18 protein-coding genes are annotated in these 15661 nt (G+C 62.4%); 6 read left to right on the forward strand and 12 right to left on the reverse strand.

Translation table 11 applies throughout. From position 1 onward, the window contains the following. Positions 1 to 50: 50 nt before the first annotated feature. The 3 genes from F3H95_RS04265 to flgF are packed head-to-tail and all read right to left on the reverse strand — an operon-like array spanning position 51 to position 2789. Complete coding sequence (locus F3H95_RS04265) at positions 51 to 644, reverse strand: flagellar protein (RefSeq protein ID WP_149745027.1); 594 nt, start codon at positions 642 to 644, stop codon at positions 51 to 53. A 3-nt stretch (positions 645 to 647) separates the two neighbouring features. Continuing rightward, complete coding sequence (fliI, locus tag F3H95_RS04270; protein ID WP_142880436.1) at positions 648 to 2036, reverse strand: flagellar protein export ATPase FliI; 1389 nt, start codon at positions 2034 to 2036, stop codon at positions 648 to 650. A gap of 18 nt (positions 2037 to 2054) precedes the next feature. Next, positions 2055 to 2789 (reverse strand): flagellar basal-body rod protein FlgF, encoded by a 735-nt coding sequence (gene flgF / locus F3H95_RS04275; protein WP_142880435.1) that lies wholly within the window; start codon positions 2787 to 2789, stop codon positions 2055 to 2057. Positions 2790 to 3020: 231 nt separating this feature from the next. On the opposite strand from flgF, the gene motA reads away from it, so the two are divergent. The 6 genes from motA to F3H95_RS04305 all read left to right on the forward strand — a co-directional run bounded on the left by motA (position 3021) and on the right by F3H95_RS04305 (position 8272). Then, positions 3021 to 3899 carry a flagellar motor stator protein MotA gene (motA, locus tag F3H95_RS04280; protein WP_149745028.1) on the forward strand — a complete coding sequence of 293 codons (879 nt, stop codon included), beginning with the start codon at positions 3021 to 3023 and terminating at the stop codon, positions 3897 to 3899. Between the two features lie 3 nt (positions 3900 to 3902). Beyond that, complete coding sequence (locus F3H95_RS04285; RefSeq protein ID WP_149745029.1) at positions 3903 to 4847, forward strand: FliM/FliN family flagellar motor switch protein; 945 nt, start codon at positions 3903 to 3905, stop codon at positions 4845 to 4847. A gap of 69 nt (positions 4848 to 4916) precedes the next feature. Continuing rightward, positions 4917 to 5555 (forward strand): flagellar motor switch protein FliN, encoded by a 639-nt coding sequence (gene fliN, locus F3H95_RS04290; RefSeq protein ID WP_149745030.1) that lies wholly within the window; start codon positions 4917 to 4919, stop codon positions 5553 to 5555. Positions 5556 to 5582: 27 nt separating this feature from the next. After that, on the forward strand, positions 5583 to 6635 hold the full coding sequence (gene fliG / locus F3H95_RS04295) for a flagellar motor switch protein FliG (RefSeq protein WP_142880431.1): 1053 nt from the start codon (positions 5583 to 5585) through the stop codon (positions 6633 to 6635). A 117-nt stretch (positions 6636 to 6752) separates the two neighbouring features. Further along, positions 6753 to 7829 (forward strand): flagellar biosynthesis protein FlhB, encoded by a 1077-nt coding sequence (gene flhB / locus F3H95_RS04300; protein WP_149745031.1) that lies wholly within the window; start codon positions 6753 to 6755, stop codon positions 7827 to 7829. Positions 7830 to 7834: 5 nt separating this feature from the next. After that, a complete protein-coding gene (locus tag F3H95_RS04305) occupies positions 7835 to 8272 on the forward strand; it encodes a hypothetical protein (RefSeq protein WP_142880429.1) in 438 nt (145 codons plus the stop codon). 26 nt (positions 8273 to 8298) lie between these two features. Here F3H95_RS04305 and F3H95_RS04310 read toward each other — a convergent pair whose 3' ends face one another. The 9 genes from F3H95_RS04310 to F3H95_RS04350 form a co-directional block, all read right to left on the reverse strand. Beyond that, entirely contained in the window at positions 8299 to 9012 is a 714-nt protein-coding gene (locus tag F3H95_RS04310; RefSeq protein WP_142880428.1) for a helix-turn-helix transcriptional regulator, read from the reverse strand. A gap of 52 nt (positions 9013 to 9064) precedes the next feature. Continuing rightward, positions 9065 to 9802 carry a helix-turn-helix domain-containing protein gene (locus F3H95_RS04315; protein ID WP_142880427.1) on the reverse strand — a complete coding sequence of 246 codons (738 nt, stop codon included), beginning with the start codon at positions 9800 to 9802 and terminating at the stop codon, positions 9065 to 9067. Positions 9803 to 10097: 295 nt separating this feature from the next. Then, complete coding sequence (gene fliF / locus F3H95_RS04320; protein ID WP_142880426.1) at positions 10098 to 11780, reverse strand: flagellar basal-body MS-ring/collar protein FliF; 1683 nt, start codon at positions 11778 to 11780, stop codon at positions 10098 to 10100. 128 nt (positions 11781 to 11908) lie between these two features. After that, positions 11909 to 12298, reverse strand: coding sequence for a hypothetical protein (locus F3H95_RS04325; RefSeq protein WP_142880425.1), 390 nt, complete (start codon positions 12296 to 12298; stop codon positions 11909 to 11911). Between the two features lie 11 nt (positions 12299 to 12309). Continuing rightward, positions 12310 to 12864, reverse strand: a complete 555-nt coding sequence (cheD, locus tag F3H95_RS04330) for a chemoreceptor glutamine deamidase CheD (protein WP_142880424.1) — start codon at positions 12862 to 12864, stop codon at positions 12310 to 12312. Next, complete coding sequence (locus F3H95_RS04335; protein WP_137132554.1) at positions 12861 to 13250, reverse strand: response regulator; 390 nt, start codon at positions 13248 to 13250, stop codon at positions 12861 to 12863. Before F3H95_RS04335 ends, cheD begins: the two co-directional genes overlap by 4 nt. Continuing rightward, on the reverse strand, positions 13251 to 14291 hold the full coding sequence (cheB, locus tag F3H95_RS04340) for a protein-glutamate O-methylesterase CheB (protein WP_142880423.1): 1041 nt from the start codon (positions 14289 to 14291) through the stop codon (positions 13251 to 13253). Next, positions 14288 to 15196, reverse strand: a complete 909-nt coding sequence (gene cheR, locus F3H95_RS04345) for a protein-glutamate O-methyltransferase CheR (RefSeq protein ID WP_142880422.1) — start codon at positions 15194 to 15196, stop codon at positions 14288 to 14290. The genes cheB and cheR overlap by 4 nt, the downstream gene beginning before the upstream one ends. Beyond that, positions 15193 to 15660: a chemotaxis protein CheW gene (locus F3H95_RS04350; RefSeq protein ID WP_142880421.1), complete on the reverse strand. Its 468-nt coding sequence runs from the start codon at positions 15658 to 15660 to the stop codon at positions 15193 to 15195. Before F3H95_RS04350 ends, cheR begins: the two co-directional genes overlap by 4 nt. Position 15661 lies beyond the last annotated feature (1 nt).

Here is a 15661-nt window from a genome sequence, read left to right on the forward strand (position 1 = left end):
CTGGTCAGAGCCTAGGCGCGTAATCTTGCGTCAGACTTGCGAAGGCGGCCTCAGCGGGCCGCGCCCGTCGTTTCGTCGTAAAGCGTCCCCTTGGAGGTGATGATCACCCAGCGGCCGTCACGTTTTTCAATGCTGGCAAGCCGGCTGTCGTCGGGCAGCACGGAGCCGACGCGGACGATATACAGGCCGCCCTTGTCCTGGATGAGGGCGCGACCGTTTGCGACATGCATCAGCTTGAAGCTGTTGCCGCCCGGGAAGGGCTGGTCCCTGCCTTCCTCGTTCTGTTTGTCACCGGGACGTCCGGGGGCCGCCGTGGTGGCCGTCGTCAGCGTATCGATCGGATCGAGTGGTGTGTCAGGCGGCGTTGTGGTGCTGTCATTGTCGACCATGGCGAGCGGCGAAACGCTGAAGACCGGACGCGGCGGCCCTTCCGGCAGGTCGCGCGTCCAGCCGATCGGCGAGACGCGGATGCCGAACTTGTCCTGATTGAAGAAGACGTACCAGGGAAAGGCAGCCGAGGCGACCGCCAGCAGGATGCCGGCGCCCGCAAGCAGCCGGTCCCCCCGCCCGGACGATCCCGGGGCAGATCCGCCGCCAGCGCGAGGATGCGACGGAACGTCGTCGTCGTCGTCGAGATCGTGCATGGTTTATCCTCGTCGCATGTTGGCGGCCGGCTGCGCCTGACCGGCCCTGAGGGCCGCAGCAAGATCGGCATAGGAATCGGCCGCAGGCGGTTCGCCGGGGGTCTGCTTCAGCACGTCGTAGATGACCGGCACCTGCTTAATGGCCATGTCGAGATCGGGATCGCTGCCGGCGCGGTAGCCCCCGATCAGGCGCAGATCTCGCGTTTCCTCGTAGCGGTGGATCAGCGCCTTCAACCGCGATACCAGCTTTTCCTGGTCCCCGGTCCAGGCCTTGCGGGCGAGACGCGAGATGGAGGACAGCGGATTGATCGGCGGATAGCGCCCCTCCTCCGCCAGGCTGCGTTCAAGCACGATATGACCATCGAGAATGCCACGGGCGGAATCGGCGATCGGGTCGTTGTGATTGTCGCCGTCGACGAGGATCGAGATGATCGCGGTGATCGTGCCGGTGCCCTCGGCGCCAGGACCGCAACGCTCCAGAAGCCGCGGCAGCTCGGTGAAGACAGAAGCGGGGTAGCCGCGGGCGATCGGTGGCTCGCCGGAAGCCACCGCCACCTCGCGGATCGCATGGGCAAAGCGGGTCACGCTATCGGCGATGAAGAGAACATTCTCTCCCTTGTCGCGGAAATGCTCGGCAATGGTGATGCCGACGAGCGGCGCCATCTTGCGCAGCATCGGGCTTTCGTCGCTTGTGGCAACGATCGCGATGGATTTCGCCATGTTGTCGCCAAGCGTATCCTCAATGAATTCACGCACTTCGCGACCACGTTCGCCGACCAGCGAGATCACCACCTTGTCGAAGGCGTCGGCCCGCGCCAGCATCGACAGAAGCGTCGACTTGCCGACGCCGGAACCGGCGAAGATGCCGAGGCGCTGGCCAAGACACAGCGGCGCGAAGATATCGATGGCGCGCACGCCGGTGCGAAAGCCTGTCTCGACGCGCCGTCTGGTCATGGACGGCGGCGCGGTGTTGGAGATGGAGCGCTTCTTCAGCCCGTTGCGCAGCGGTCCCTTGCCGTCGATCGGCTCGCCGAGCGCACTGATCGTGCGGCCGCACCAGCTGTCGTCGGGTGCCACCCGGAAGGCGCCCTTGCGGATGACCACGTCGCCGATGCCGATCGGTTCACCCGGCTCGATCGGACAGACATAGACGAGATCGGGCTCGACGCGGACCACCTCCCCGAGATGAATGCCGGTCGCACTGCGATGGGCCACGAATTCGCCAAGCCGCACATGGCGGGAAAGGCCGGCCACCGTATAGTGACCAGCCGCGATGGTGCGCACACGTCCGCCGGGAGCAATGGCGACACCCGGATCGGCAAAGCGCCGCACGAGGTCGGCCATGTGGGACAGCTTGCCGACGGTGGCCGTTTCAGCCGGGTTGATTTCCATGTCCTACCCCTCAGGCGCTCAGCGCGAGCCGCCGAGCGTCTTGATCGCCTCGCCGAAGCTCTGTTCGGTGTCGCGCATCATGGCCGAGATGCCCTCGAAGGCACGGTTGACCTGAATGAGCTGCGTCATCTGACCGATGCCGTTGACGTTGGACTGCTCCAGATAGCCCTGGGATACGCCGACATTGAAGGCATCGACCACCGGCTGCGGTTGATCGACCGGGATCACCCCGGAATTCTCGTAGCGCAGGAAGCCCTTGGAAATGTCGGCGTTGAAGACGCCAAGCGTGGCGACCGGACGGCCATCCTGGGTGATGCGGCCATCGGCGCCCACTTCCGGCGGCCCGCCAGCGCGGTTGAGCTGGATCGGAGCGCCGCCGGCATCGAGCACCGGATAGCCGCGCTCGGAGACCAGTTCGCCGGTTTCCTTCATGGTAAAGCGCCCGTCACGGGTCAGAACCCGGCCGGCCGGCGTGCTGATGGAAAACCAGGCATCGCCTTTGATGGCGAAATCCAGCGGATTGCCGGTGCGCTCCAGCGCGCCGCTGCGCGTGGAGAGATAGTCGTTGCCCTGCGAAACGAAGGCCACCTTGGCGTTCAGGTCGTTGCGGGTGTTGCTCAACACCTCGTCGAACTTGACTTCGGTCGCGCGAAAGCCGACCGTATTCATGTTGGCCATATTGTCGGCGATCGTGTTCAGCCGCCGCTCGAGTGCGATTTGCGACGAAATGCCCACATACAATCCGGACTGCATGTCATCTGCCTCCGTGTCACTTTACCAGTCGATGCGAAGGCACGGCCCATGACGGGCGCCCCTCCACCAGGAAGAGAGGGGATGATGCCTCCCCGATGCAGCGGACCTTAGGAAGGCAGACTTGCGCGAAACTGTTTGCTTCGGGATGCCCCAGCACGGCACCCGAACCCAGCCTCACGCAAGCCACGCCCTCTATTCCGACACCTGTTACAACGACGGCACGGGCACGCGATGACCATCATTATCGGATTTGTGATCACACTTGGCTGCATCCTCGGCGGCTTCATGGCGATGGGCGGTCACATCGAGGCGCTGATACAGCCCTTCGAACTCGTGATTATCGGCGGTGCAGGCCTTGGCGGCTTCGTCATGGCCAACCCCATGAAAACGGTGAAGGATGCCGGCAAGGCGCTCGGCGAAGCCTTCAAATATGCCGTTCCCAAGGAACGTCACTATCTCGATGTTCTCGGCGTGCTCTACTCGCTGATGCGCGACCTGCGCACCAAGTCTCGCAACGAGATCGAGGCCCATATCGACAACCCGGATGAATCCACGATCTTCCTCGCGGCCCCGACGGTGCTGAAGAACAAGGAACTGACCGCATTCATCTGCGACTATGTGCGCCTGATCATCATCGGCAATGCGCGCAGCCACGAGATCGAGGCGCTGATGGACGAGGAGCTTGAGACCATCCTGCACGACAAGATGAAGGCCTATGACGCCATGGCGACGATGGGCGACGCCTTTCCGGCGATCGGTATCGTCGCCGCCGTGCTCGGCGTCATCAAGGCCATGAGCAAAATCAACGAATCGCCGGAAGTGCTGGGCGGCCTGATCGGGGCAGCCCTCGTCGGCACCATGCTCGGAATCTTCCTGTCCTACTGCCTGGTCAGCCCGCTCTGCTCGCAGATCAAGATCGTCCGCAACAAGCAGCATCGTCTCTACATCGTCGTGAAGCAGACCCTGATCGCCTACATGAACGGCTCCGTGCCGCAGGTGGCGCTGGAATATGGCCGCAAGACGATTTCCGGCTACGAGCGTCCCTCGATCGACGCCGTGGAGCAGGAAATGATGAACCCCGGTGGTGGTGGCGAAAGCAAGGCGGCCTGATCCATGAGCGACGAACAGAACAGCGCTGTGCGCATCGATCACGCGCTTCTCGCCAAGCTGACCAACGGGCTGGGCGACCGCAAGACCGTCGAGAAGATCTGCGGCGACTTCGGCCAGCTCTATTCGGTCTTCCTGCCGGATGTGTTCCACAGCGAGACGGGCATCGGCATCGAGGTCTCCTATGTCGGCTTCCAGTCCGGCCTGATGCGCGACCTGATCGCCGAACTGGGCGACACGGTGTCCTTCAGTGACGGCCAGCTGCGCAACTGGTGCCCGAACTTCGTGCTGGCCTGCGGCAGCGGCTTCGTCATTGCGCTGATGGAACGCATGCTGGGCGCCGAGGAATCCATGGTGCAGCAACCGCCGGAGCGTCCGCTTTCCGACATCGAGCTGGACCTGGCAACCATGGTGTTCGAGCGCATCGCCAACGTGCTGCGCTCCGGCGTCAATGCGGCCGGCAGCTTCGAGCCGCTGCTGGAGCGTCCCCACAATGCCGGCGACCGCCCGCCCCCCGATCCGGAGGCGCCGCTGGAATATGGCGCGACGATCCGGCTTGCGATCGATCTCGGGAAGGTCACCTCGGAAATCGCGCTGATCATTCCCCAGCGCGCGCTCTTGAAGACCAAGGTCGTCGTGCCGAAACCGAAGGGCCAGGTCGCCAAGAACAGGCAGGAATGGCACGACAAGCTGATGGAGCAGGTGCACCGCTCGCAGGTGACGCTGGAAGCCCGCATTCGTCTGCAGACACTGGCGCTCCAGACGATTTCCAGGCTCGCCGTCGGCGATGTCATCCCCTTCGAGGACAAGGACGATGTGAAGGTACAGGTCCGGGCCAACGGCAAGGATATGTACAACTGTGAATTCGGCCGCTCCGGCGAGCGGTACACGGTGAGGGTCAGGGACAATGTCAGCACCGAGGACGAGCTGATCCGTCACCTGATCGGATAATCGGGGCCGCCCCTTCCGCAGCGCACAAATGGGCAGCCTGGCGCAAGTTTCAACAGGAATAATGGTCTCATGGCTACGAAGAAAACACCCGCGACCGATGAGGATGCTTTCCCGCCGCTCGGCAACGAGTCGGAGCTCGACCAGGCAATCGATGACCTGCGTGGGGTGCTGAAGGCAGATTCGGATGGCGCACCAGGCGATTTCGGTGCGGAGTTCGGTTCCGAATTCGGCAGCACCGACACGGCAATGCCCACCTCCGATTTCGGCGGCGGGCTCGACATGGGCGCTGGCATGGGCTCCAGCCTGGACTCCGATTTCGGCGGTCCGGACCTCGGGGGCACAGCCTTTGGCGGCGGCGATATCGGCGGGGATTTTGGCGGTGGCGGTTTCGGCGGCGCAGGCTTCGGTGGCGATACCGGCGCAGCCAGCATGCAGGAGCCGGGCAGCGCGCTGACGGCCAATCTCGATCTGATCATGGACATCCCGATCACGGTCGAGATCGTCCTTGGCACCAGCCGCATGCAGGTTTCCGGCCTCATGGGTCTCGAGGAGGGCGCCATCATCGCGCTCGACAAGAAGATCGGCGAGCCGGTGGAAATCACGGTGAATGGACGGCGGATCGCCAGGGGCGAGATCACCGTTCTGGAAAATGACGATACGCGTTTCGGCGTGAAGCTGACGGAAGTCTTAAGCACAAAGAAAGTCTGATCCCATGAGGGACAGTGAGGGAAGACCATGATGGACTTTGACGATTTCGGAAGCGCCGTCTCCACGAAACCGTTATCCCAAGCTGAAAAGGCCGCTGCCGTCCTTCTTGCGATGGGCAAGGGGGTGGCTGGAAAGCTGTTGAAGTATTTCACGCAGAGCGAGCTGCAGACGATCATCGCATCGGCGCAGACACTGCGTGAAATTCCGCCGGACGAACTCCTCCAGCTGGTCAACGAATTCGAGGACCTCTTCACCGAGGGCGCCGGCCTGATGGACAATGCCAAGGCCATCGAGAGCATTCTCGAGGAGGGCCTGACGCCGGAGGAAGTGGATGGCCTGCTCGGCCGCCGCACCGCCTTCCAGGCCTACGAGACCTCGATCTGGGACCGCCTGCAGGATGCCGATCCGGAATTCGTCGGCAAGTTCCTGCAGCGCGAGCATCCGCAGACCATCGCCTACATCCTCTCCATGCTGCCTTCGTCCTTCGGTGCCAAGCTTCTGCTGCAGATGCCGGACAGCCGCCGCGCCGACATCATGAACCGCACGGTCAACATGAAGGATGTCAGCCCGAAGGCCGCCCAGATCATCGAGAACCGGGTGATGGAGCTCATCCAGATGATCGAGGCCGAGCGCAATTCGAACGGCTCGAACAAGGTCGCCGAACTGATGAACGAGCTGGAGAAGCCGCAGGTCGATACCCTGCTCAGCTCGCTCGAGACCATCAGCAAGGAATCGGTCAACAAGGTTCGCCCGAAGATCTTCCTGTTCGAGGATCTGCTGGCCATGCCGCAGCGCAGCCGCGTGATGCTCCTGAACGACATCGCCGCCGACATCCTGACCATGGCGCTGCGCGGCGCGCCGGCCGACATCAAGGAATCCGTGCTGTCGGCCATCAGCCCCCGCCAGCGCCGCATGATCGAATCGGATCTGGGTGCGACCAACGTCGCCATCAACCCGCGCGAAGTGGCAATCGCCCGCCGTGCGGTGGCGCAGGAAGCGATCCGCCTGGCCAATGCCGGCCAGATCCAGCTGAAGGAAGCCAAGCCAGAGGGCGAGAAGGCATCCGAAGCAGCCGCCTGACGGCACACGACCTGGGCAAGGACGGCAAGGCCGTCCTTGCCCTTGCCGCTCCATGAGGGCGCGGCATGACCGGAACGCTCCGACGCGGCGCATGCCGCCTGACGCAAGGATGACGCCTTGTCTGAGGATAAAGACAGTAAAACAGAAAGCCCGACACACAAGAAACTGCGCGACGCCGCGGAAAAGGGCAATGTGGCATTCTCCAAGGAGGCGACGCTGTTTGCGTCGTCTCTTGCGTTTTACTTCTTCGTGCTCTTCTTTCTCCCCGACCGCACGGCAGCGCTTGGCGAAACGCTGAAGGACCTGTTCGAGAAGCCGGAGCAGTGGCGGCTCGAAACCGCGACCGACGTCGTGTCGATCGGCCTGCACCTCGCCTGGGCCTCGGCCGGTTTCCTGGCCCCGGCCATGCTGATGTTCTGCCTGTTCGGCATCGCCTCCTCCGTACTGCAGAACATGCCCTCGCCGGTCCTGGAGCGCGTCCGGCCGCAGATGTCGCGCGTGTCGCTCACCAAGGGCTTTGGCCGCATCTTCTCCATCCCCGGCATGGTGGAATTCGGCAAGTCGCTGTTCAAGGTGCTGCTGGTCGGCGTCGTCATGTATTTCGCCATGCGCAACGACTTCGTGCACGCGATCGATGCGATGTTCTCCGATCCGCTGACCATTCCGGGCGTTCTCTACGGCTCGGTGAAGAAGATGATGGTCATCATTCTTCTCGCCACGGCCACGCTGGCGGTGGCCGACTTCTTCTGGACGCGGCACCACTGGTACAGCGAGCTGAAGATGACCCGCCAGGAGGTAAAGGACGAGAACAAGCAGGCGCAGGGCGACCCCGCCGTCAAGGCACGCCAGCGCTCGCTGATGCGCAGCCGCGCCCGCAACCGCATGATGAAGAACGTGCCGCGCGCCACGCTCGTCATCGCCAACCCGACCCATTATGCCGTAGCCCTTCGCTATGTGCGCGAGGAAAGCGATGCGCCGATCGTTCTGGCCAAGGGAACCGACCTGGTGGCGCTGAAAATCCGCGAGCTGGCCGAGGAAGCCGGCATTCCCGTGTTCGAAGATCCCCCGCTTGCCCGCTCCATGTTTGCGCAAGTCTCGGTCGATAGTGTCATTCCACCGGTCTTCTACAAGGCCGTGGCAGAACTGATCCACCGGGTTTACGCCTCGCGGTCGCCCAAGCAACGGATGCACTAGAGCACATGAGAAAATGCAACCACTCGTTAGAAAGAGAAAAGATTCTGGCGCAGGCGATCAACCCGGTGGCGACCGAGTTACGGCTTCTGGATGCCGGTGACCTGATTTCGCTCCTGCGGCTGGAGCGCTATGGCAGCATTGCCGATCTCGTGTCCTCGGCGGCCGAGCTCTATTTTCACCCCGGCACCGTCAACTTCGGCTCCGGCGGCGAATACCGCCTGGAATGGGACGGCCCGCCGCAGGTCGTGCTCGATCTCGAGATCAAGCCGCGTGGCGTCTCCGTCTATGCCCGCCTGACACTGACCGACCAGACGGCGGGCATCGAGATCGACCACATCAGCTTCCAGGTTCCCTCGGAAGACCCGCAGGAAAACACCGCCTTCCTGTCGCGCAGCCTGCATGACGCACGCTTCGTGAAGGAGCCCGCCGCACTCGCCGGCTGACACTCCCTCGACAAAAAACGCAAGGTTTACTGGATATACCCCAGGCGGATCGCCTTGGCGATCGCCTGGATCCGGTTGACCGAATCGAGCTTGATCGTCGCCGAGCCCAGATAGGCGTTGACGGTGTGGACGGACAGGCCCAGCTTCTCGGCGATTTCTTCGCTGATCTGGCCGTCCCCGGCAAGCTGCAGACAGGCAATCTCGCGTTCGCTGAGCGATTCGGAGGGCACGGCACGCCGCTCGTCGAGAGCAAGAAGGTCCATCATGATCTGACAGCTGCGTACATGCTGGTCGATCACCGTGTCACTCGAAAGGTCGAGCCCGGCACCGCTGAAGGCCACGTAACCGTTGCCGACGGCGCCAAGACGGACCGGAAAGGCGATGCCGCCATAGGGCATGCGGTGCAGATCATCGATATGGCGGATGAGCGGCGATGGCTCGTCGGCCGCCGTCTCGGCCGCGCGACCGCCTTCGGGACCGGACCAGCTCATCGGCAGAAGCGAGACATCGATGTGATGGATCAGCATCTCGCCGAAGGCTTCGATCATCACATTGATGTTTTCACTCGCGCTGCTGCCCCAGTTGTCCAGCTCGCAGACCAGCTTGCGCTTGTTGGGCAGGCCGGCGCCGGCGATGCGGAAAACGGCGAAGTGATTCGCCCGCATGCTCTTCTGCATTCCCACGAGCTTGGGGAAGATATCGGAACGGCTGGACGCACGCTGAACGCGAAGATACTGCATTCCCGTCTCCGGCTCTCCTCCCGTGGTTCGCGAGTAGCCCATTCAGCCTTCCCTAGACAAGATTGTTGCGTACGGCATAAGCGATGGCCTCTGAGCGGGTCTTGGTCGCGGTCTTGCGCATGACGCTGGTGATGTAGTTGTTGATGGTGTTGCGCGAGATGCCGAGAATGACGGCGATCTCGTCGCTCGTCTTGCCTTCGGCAATCCAGAAAAGACATTCCAGTTCGCGGTCCGTCAGCTCGAAATCGCGCTCGACGCGGGCATTCTGCGTATCGCCGAGGCTGAGCGCATAGCCGGCCAGCAGGCCGATCTCGCGCAGGCGGTCCTGCGACAGGATGATGCCGTCCAGAAACAGCAGCATGACCGAAAAGCGCGTCCGGCCCGCGCAGAAGGTGAGCGAGCAATACTGCCGGCTGATGTCTTCCGGCAGGCTGTAATCTTCCGGCAGCAGCGCAAACTGGGGAGTCAGCAGCGACAGGCACTTCTCGACCTCGGTGGAGCGGGAATAGCCACGGGCGAGTTCCGCGCCCAACCGCCGGACGAGATCGAAGGGCCAGTTAGAAGCAACGACGAAATCGAGACCCTGCTCCTGGATCAAGTCGTACCGCGCGAGAAGATAATGCGAGGCGCCGACATAATCGGACAGGATGCGCATGGCGGCCTGGATGTTGCCGCAGGCGCCGGCAAGGGCGAGACGGCGCAGAACCTGCTCTCGCAGCAACGTTCTTGGCGGACTGGCCTCAACGAAATGCCGCCCTTCCAATGTAGTCTCTGCGCTGCGCAACTCCATTCCGCATCAACCCCCTTCGAGGGACAAACTCGCTACTCGCGTGCCATATCCGAACGCCAATGCCATCTGCGCTGACCGACCCCTGTTTCGAATCAGAACGCTTTGAAGCGCCCGTCCGAATCATGGTCATTTTAGGAACCTGCCACGGAATTGCCACAACCCGATTCAGTTTTCCTAAAAAGCTTGGTAACAAGTGTACAGTTTCTGCAATCGCACGTTACGGGATATGTAACTGATAAGCAAAAGGCCGGCAGAGCCGGCCCTTGTTTTCACGAAAACGTGATCATTGTTCCACTTACGCTGCCCGCTCGACGGCCCACTTGCGCAGGATCTTGGCAGCACGTTCCTCGCTGATTTCCACCATCCGGGCGAGACGCTTCTCCGGACCTTCCTTGACGCGGCGGTTGAAGCCGCCATTCGGGTCGTCCTCGCCGCCGAACAGATCCGAGGAACCGTCGAACCCGAAATCGGAGCCGAAGCCATCCATGAGGGCGGGGCTTGCACCGCCCGGCGAGAAGTCCGGCAGTTCCAGGCCGGCACTCTCGGTGGCGGCCTCGCCGGCCACGGCCGCGGTGCCGCCGACGCTGCGCAGCACCGGCCGAACGCCAAGCCAGACGACCAGGAAGGCGACGGCGACGAAGGCGAGCGAATTGATGATCCCGCCCATGTTGCGCATCAGGATTTCGGAGAAGCCCGGACCTGCGGCTGCCTCATCGAGAAGCTGGCTTTCCAGGAAGTCCATGGCGGTGATCGTCACCACGTCACCTCGGGCCGTATCGACACCGGCGGCCGTTGCCACGATCTTCTGCATCTCGGCAAGATAGGCATCGATCTTGGCCTGGTCGGCGGGCTCGCCCACCATCTTGGCGACCCGGCCGCGGTTGACGACGACGGCAACCGAGATCTTTTCGATCTTGTAGCCGTTGCGCGTCGTGGCCGTGGTCTTCTGATTGATTTCGTAGTTGGTCTGCTCTTCCTTCTTGTCAGACTGATCGGAGGATTCAGGCCCGTTGTTGCCACCCGGCTGGGGGGCGGCCTGCGGAATGTTCTGCTCCACCGTTGCAGCCGAATCCGACTGGCGCTGCTGCGACTTCTGCGCTTCCTTGGTGACCTTGACCGACCGTTCGACGCGCGATTCCGGGTCATAGACCACTTCCTGGACCTGCTGGCTGTCAAGGTTCAGCAGCGCCGTGGCACTGGCACGGAAATTGTCCATGCCAAGGAAGGGTGCAAGCGCCTTGTCGATATTGCTTTCGAGTTCCTGCTGAACGGACTGCACGACGTTCAGCGAACGGCTGGCCGAGCTGTTGCCCGCCTCGTCGCCGGCCGCAAGCAACTGGCCGGTGGAATCGAGGATCGTCACATCGTCCACCTCCAGACCCGGCACGGCCGCGGCGACCAGATGGCGGATCGAGGTCGCGGCCTTGCGGCCTGTCTCGTTGCTGGCGCGGATCATCACGGAGGCCGTCGGCTTCTGGCCAGCCCGGCGGAAATTGCCGACGTCAGGCATGACGATGTGGACGCGGGCGGCGGCAACGCCGCTGATCTGCTGGATGGAGCGCGAGATCTCCCCTTCCAGCGCACGCACACGCGTCACTTCCTGCATGAAGGAGGTGAGACCCAGCGAACCGACATTGTCGAAGAGTTCATAACCGGCATTGCTGCTGTTGGGCAGGCCGCGTTCGGCCAGCAGCAGGCGCGCCTTGCTGGTCATGCCGACGGGAACGCGAATGCTGCTGCCGTCCTGCCCGACCTCGAAATTGATACCGGCTTCAGCCAGCGCGACGCTGACCTGATTGAGATCGCCACGCTCCAGACCGACGTAAAGCGGCTCATAGGATGGCTTGTTGACGAACAGTGCCGCCGCGATCACGATCGCCATCGACAGAACACCGACACCTGCCAGAGCGAGCAGCTTGGTCTGTCCGAGCGATCCCAAATTCTTAAGGATTTGTGTGAATTGAGCTAACAGATTCATTCTGTTCCCGCACCGTCAAAAAGGATTAAAGAGCCCTTTGCCCAACCGCACCTTAGGAAGCGAAGCTTGTGCGAGCATTTCGCTGCGGTGGTCTGACGGTGTTTCTTCCAAGGCCGCGGGACGCGGCCTCAGAACAGGTCGATATCGCCGGCCGTCTTGCTGAGCGGCTGGGAATGGCCGTGGCGAAGGCCCTGGCTGAGGGCCTTGTGCATGTCGGCCAGCTTCACGAGACTGAGTGCGGTCGACACATCGACCGTCCATTCGTCCGGAATGGTGCCGGTGATGGTGTCGATGTATTCGGCCAGACCACGGGTCTTCTGCACCGCAAGGTCGATACCCTGAAGCACCTTCATGCTGTCGGGCGACTGCAGTACGGCAGCGCCGCCCACTTCGAGAAGCTGCGGCTCCACCCGTTCGATCAGATAGGCCACGTCGTAGAGTTCCGACACGATCCGCATCAGAACGTCGGGCAGCTTTTCGTCGAGCAAGCCGGATGGCTTCGAATAGATATCGGTCATTGCTTCCTCGATCAGAAAAACTCGATTGAACTCTCGACCGGCTTTGCGGGCCGGGCCGGACGCTGCTCCATGGCCACCGTCTTCTGGGTTTCCGCCCCGGTCAGCGGATAGGTCCGAGCCCGCCCGCTGGCAGGCCAGTATTCCAGCTTGCGGCCGAACTCGCCACCGACGGAGGAGCCGACGATCTTGATGCCTTCGTCACGCAGGAACTGGGTGGCAAAGGCCGAATTCTGCTCACCCACATTGGAAAAGCTCGCAATCGTCTTCGCCCCGCCAAAGATCTTCGCCTCCAGCCGCTCGCGCCGCCCGCCGCGCTTCAGGATGCCGTTGATCAGAAGTTCCATCAGATGAACGCCGTACCGGGACATGTCCCCGCCCGACATCCCGCCAGGCCCCGTTCCGGGCAGGAGGAAGTGGTTCATCCCCCCGATGCCCGCGACCGGATCCCTCAGGCACGCAGCCACGCAGGAGCCCAGGATCGTCGTAATGACGGCATTGGGTTCATCCGTTACCTTATATTCGCCCTGGATAATATTTATCCGCTTGGCTGCGGCCATTTCATTCATTTAAGCGCTCCGAACACCGCCTCGATGGCAGCTTTCATCTTTTCGATCGTGAATGGCTTTGCGAGCACGTTGTTGGCACCGAGCTGGGCTGCCTTCTGCACCAGGGCACGGTCGCCCTGCGCAGTCAGAATGATGAAGGCCGCCTTCTTCGTTGCCGGGTTCGTGCGTACCGCCTGCAAGAGGCCCAGACCGTCCATCTTGGGCATGTTGAAGTCCGAGATCACGAGATGATGCGGTTGCTCGGCCATGATCTTCATGCCCTGCTCGCCATCGCCTGCGGCCGTGATCTGCTTGAACCCGAGCTGCGTCAGGGCGTCGCTGAGCAGCAACCGGCTCGTCACCTGATCATCCACGATCAGAACTTTGATTTTTTCAGCGAGAGACATTTATTCGGTACCTTCTTTTCGGGCAGCGGTTAATTTCAAGATTTCTTCTCCGATCGCACCGAGCGGCAATTGCTGCTCGACGGCGCCGATATCATGCGCGACACGGGGCATGCCGTAGACGACGCATGTCTTCTCGTTCTGCCCAATGGTGCGTGCGCCCGCACTGCGCATCTTGAGCAGGCCCGAGGCGCCGTCCCGGCCCATGCCGGTCAGAATCACCCCGACAGCATTCCGACCGGCCAGTTCCGCCACGGATTCGAACAGGACGTCCACCGACGGGCGGTGACCGTTGACAGGGTCGCGTTCGACGAGCCGGCAGCTGGGCGCGGAGGGATTAACGACCTGAAGGTGCCGTTCACCACCGGGCGCCAGGTAGATCTTGCCGATCTCGAGCCGGGCGCCGTCGGTTGCTTCCTGCACCACAGGAGCGCAAATACGATTAAGCCTTTCAGCAAAACTTTTGGTAAACGTGGGCGGCATGTGCTGGGTAATGACGGTTGGCGGGCAGTTCCTGGGGAATTTCTGCAACACCGCGATCAGCGCCTCCACGCCGCCCGTGGAGGAACCGATCGCCACCACCTTGCGGCCGACGCGATACTCCGCCGTCGGCGCAAGAACCGGCTGAGGAGCCGTGACCATGCGGCCGCGCTTGGAGCGCGCAGCCGCCTTCACCTTCTCGGCCAGATCATAGAAGGGACGCGCATCGCCCGGCACCGGCTTGCTCACGCAATCGAAGGCACCGATCTCGAGCGCCGCCAGCGTGGCGTTTGCCCCCTGATGCGTCATCGTGGAGACCATGATGACCGGCATCGGCCGCAGGCGCATGATCTTCTCGAGGAATTCCAGCCCGTTCATGTTGGGCATCTCGATGTCGAGCGTCACCACATCCGGGTTCAGCTGCTTGATCGCCGCACGCGCCTCATGCGCATCGCCCGCCTGGCCAACGACGTTGACCTCCGGATCCGAATTGAGGACGGCGGTGATCAGGCCGCGCATGGTGGGCGAATCATCAACGACGAGTACTCTTGCCGGCATGGTCATGCAGTCCTCCCCGCGCTTTTGCCAGTATAGCGGTAGGTGGTTATCCCTATGTTGTCGAAGAGGTTCTTTGCCTCCCCCGTGACCCGCTCGGAATGGCCGATGTAGAGGTGGCCACCGATCGGGAAGAGCTGCGCGAACCGCGACCAGATCTTCATCTGCGTCGGTTCGTCGAAATAGATCACCACGTTGCGACAGAAGATCACGTCGAAATTGCCCTTGAACGGCCACTGGGCCATCAGGTTCAGCTCGTTGTAGGTGATCAGCTTCTTGACGCGGTCATCGACCTGGAACTTGCGCCGGCCGTTGGCATCGACCTCGCGGAAATACTGCTTTCGCATCGCCGGACTGACCGTCTCCAGCGCATTTTCGTCGTAGACCCCGGCGCGGGCAAGCGCGAGGATCTTCGGGTCGATGTCGGTCGCGAGGATGCGGAAGTCGTAATCCGCCGCATTCGGCAGCAGCGCGAGCACGGTCAGCGCGATGGAATAGGGTTCCTGCCCGTCGGAGCAGGCCGCAGACCAGATGCGCACGCGCCCGCCGCTCTTGGCGCGCGCGATCAGCCCCGGCAGCACCTCGTCGCGCAGGTGCTCGAAATGGTGGTTTTCCCGGAAGAAACGGGTGAAGTTCGTCGTCAGGTGGGACAGCATCTCGCGACGCACATGGGCCCCCTCCGGCGAGGAGACGAGCGTGCAATACTCACGAAAGCCTTTCAGGCCGAGGTTGCGGATGTGCTTCGACAGGCGCGAATAGACGAGCGACGCCTTGGTGTCGTTCAGATAGATGCCGGCATCGGAATAGATCATGGCGGCGATCTCGGCGAGATCGCGCCGCGTCAGCGGATATTCGCCACTGGCAAGGACCTCGTCCGGGGACTGCCTGCTGTCGATGACGCCGGTGGCCTTCATGCTACTTCGCTTTCGGTGTCGGGGAAGAGCGCATCCAGTTCGATCAGGCAGATCATCCGCTTGTCGATCGCCAGGATGCCGCGGGCATACTGCTTCTCCAGGTCGGACGAGACTTCGGGAACAGGCTGAATGTTTTCATCGGTGACGGTGAGGATGTCGGAGACGGCTTCCACGAGCAGTCCCACGACACGGTTCTTGACCTGCGCCACGATGATGACATGGCGCGGGGTCGGCTCAGCCCGCCGCAGCCCGAGGCGTGCGGAGAGATCGATGATGGGCAAAACGGCGCCGCGCAGGTTGATCACGCCCATCACATAGGACGGGGAGTGCGGAAGGCCGGTGGCTTTCGTCCACCCCCGGATTTCCCGCACCGACATGATGTTGACGCAAAATTCCTGGTCTCCGATCCGGAAGGCAATGAGCTCCCGGCTTCCCTGAGCAAGATTTTTCACGGCGTACGACATA

This window comes from Rhizobium sp. RU35A (assembly GCF_900156005.1).
GTDB lineage: Bacteria > Pseudomonadota > Alphaproteobacteria > Rhizobiales > Rhizobiaceae > Neorhizobium > Neorhizobium straminoryzae.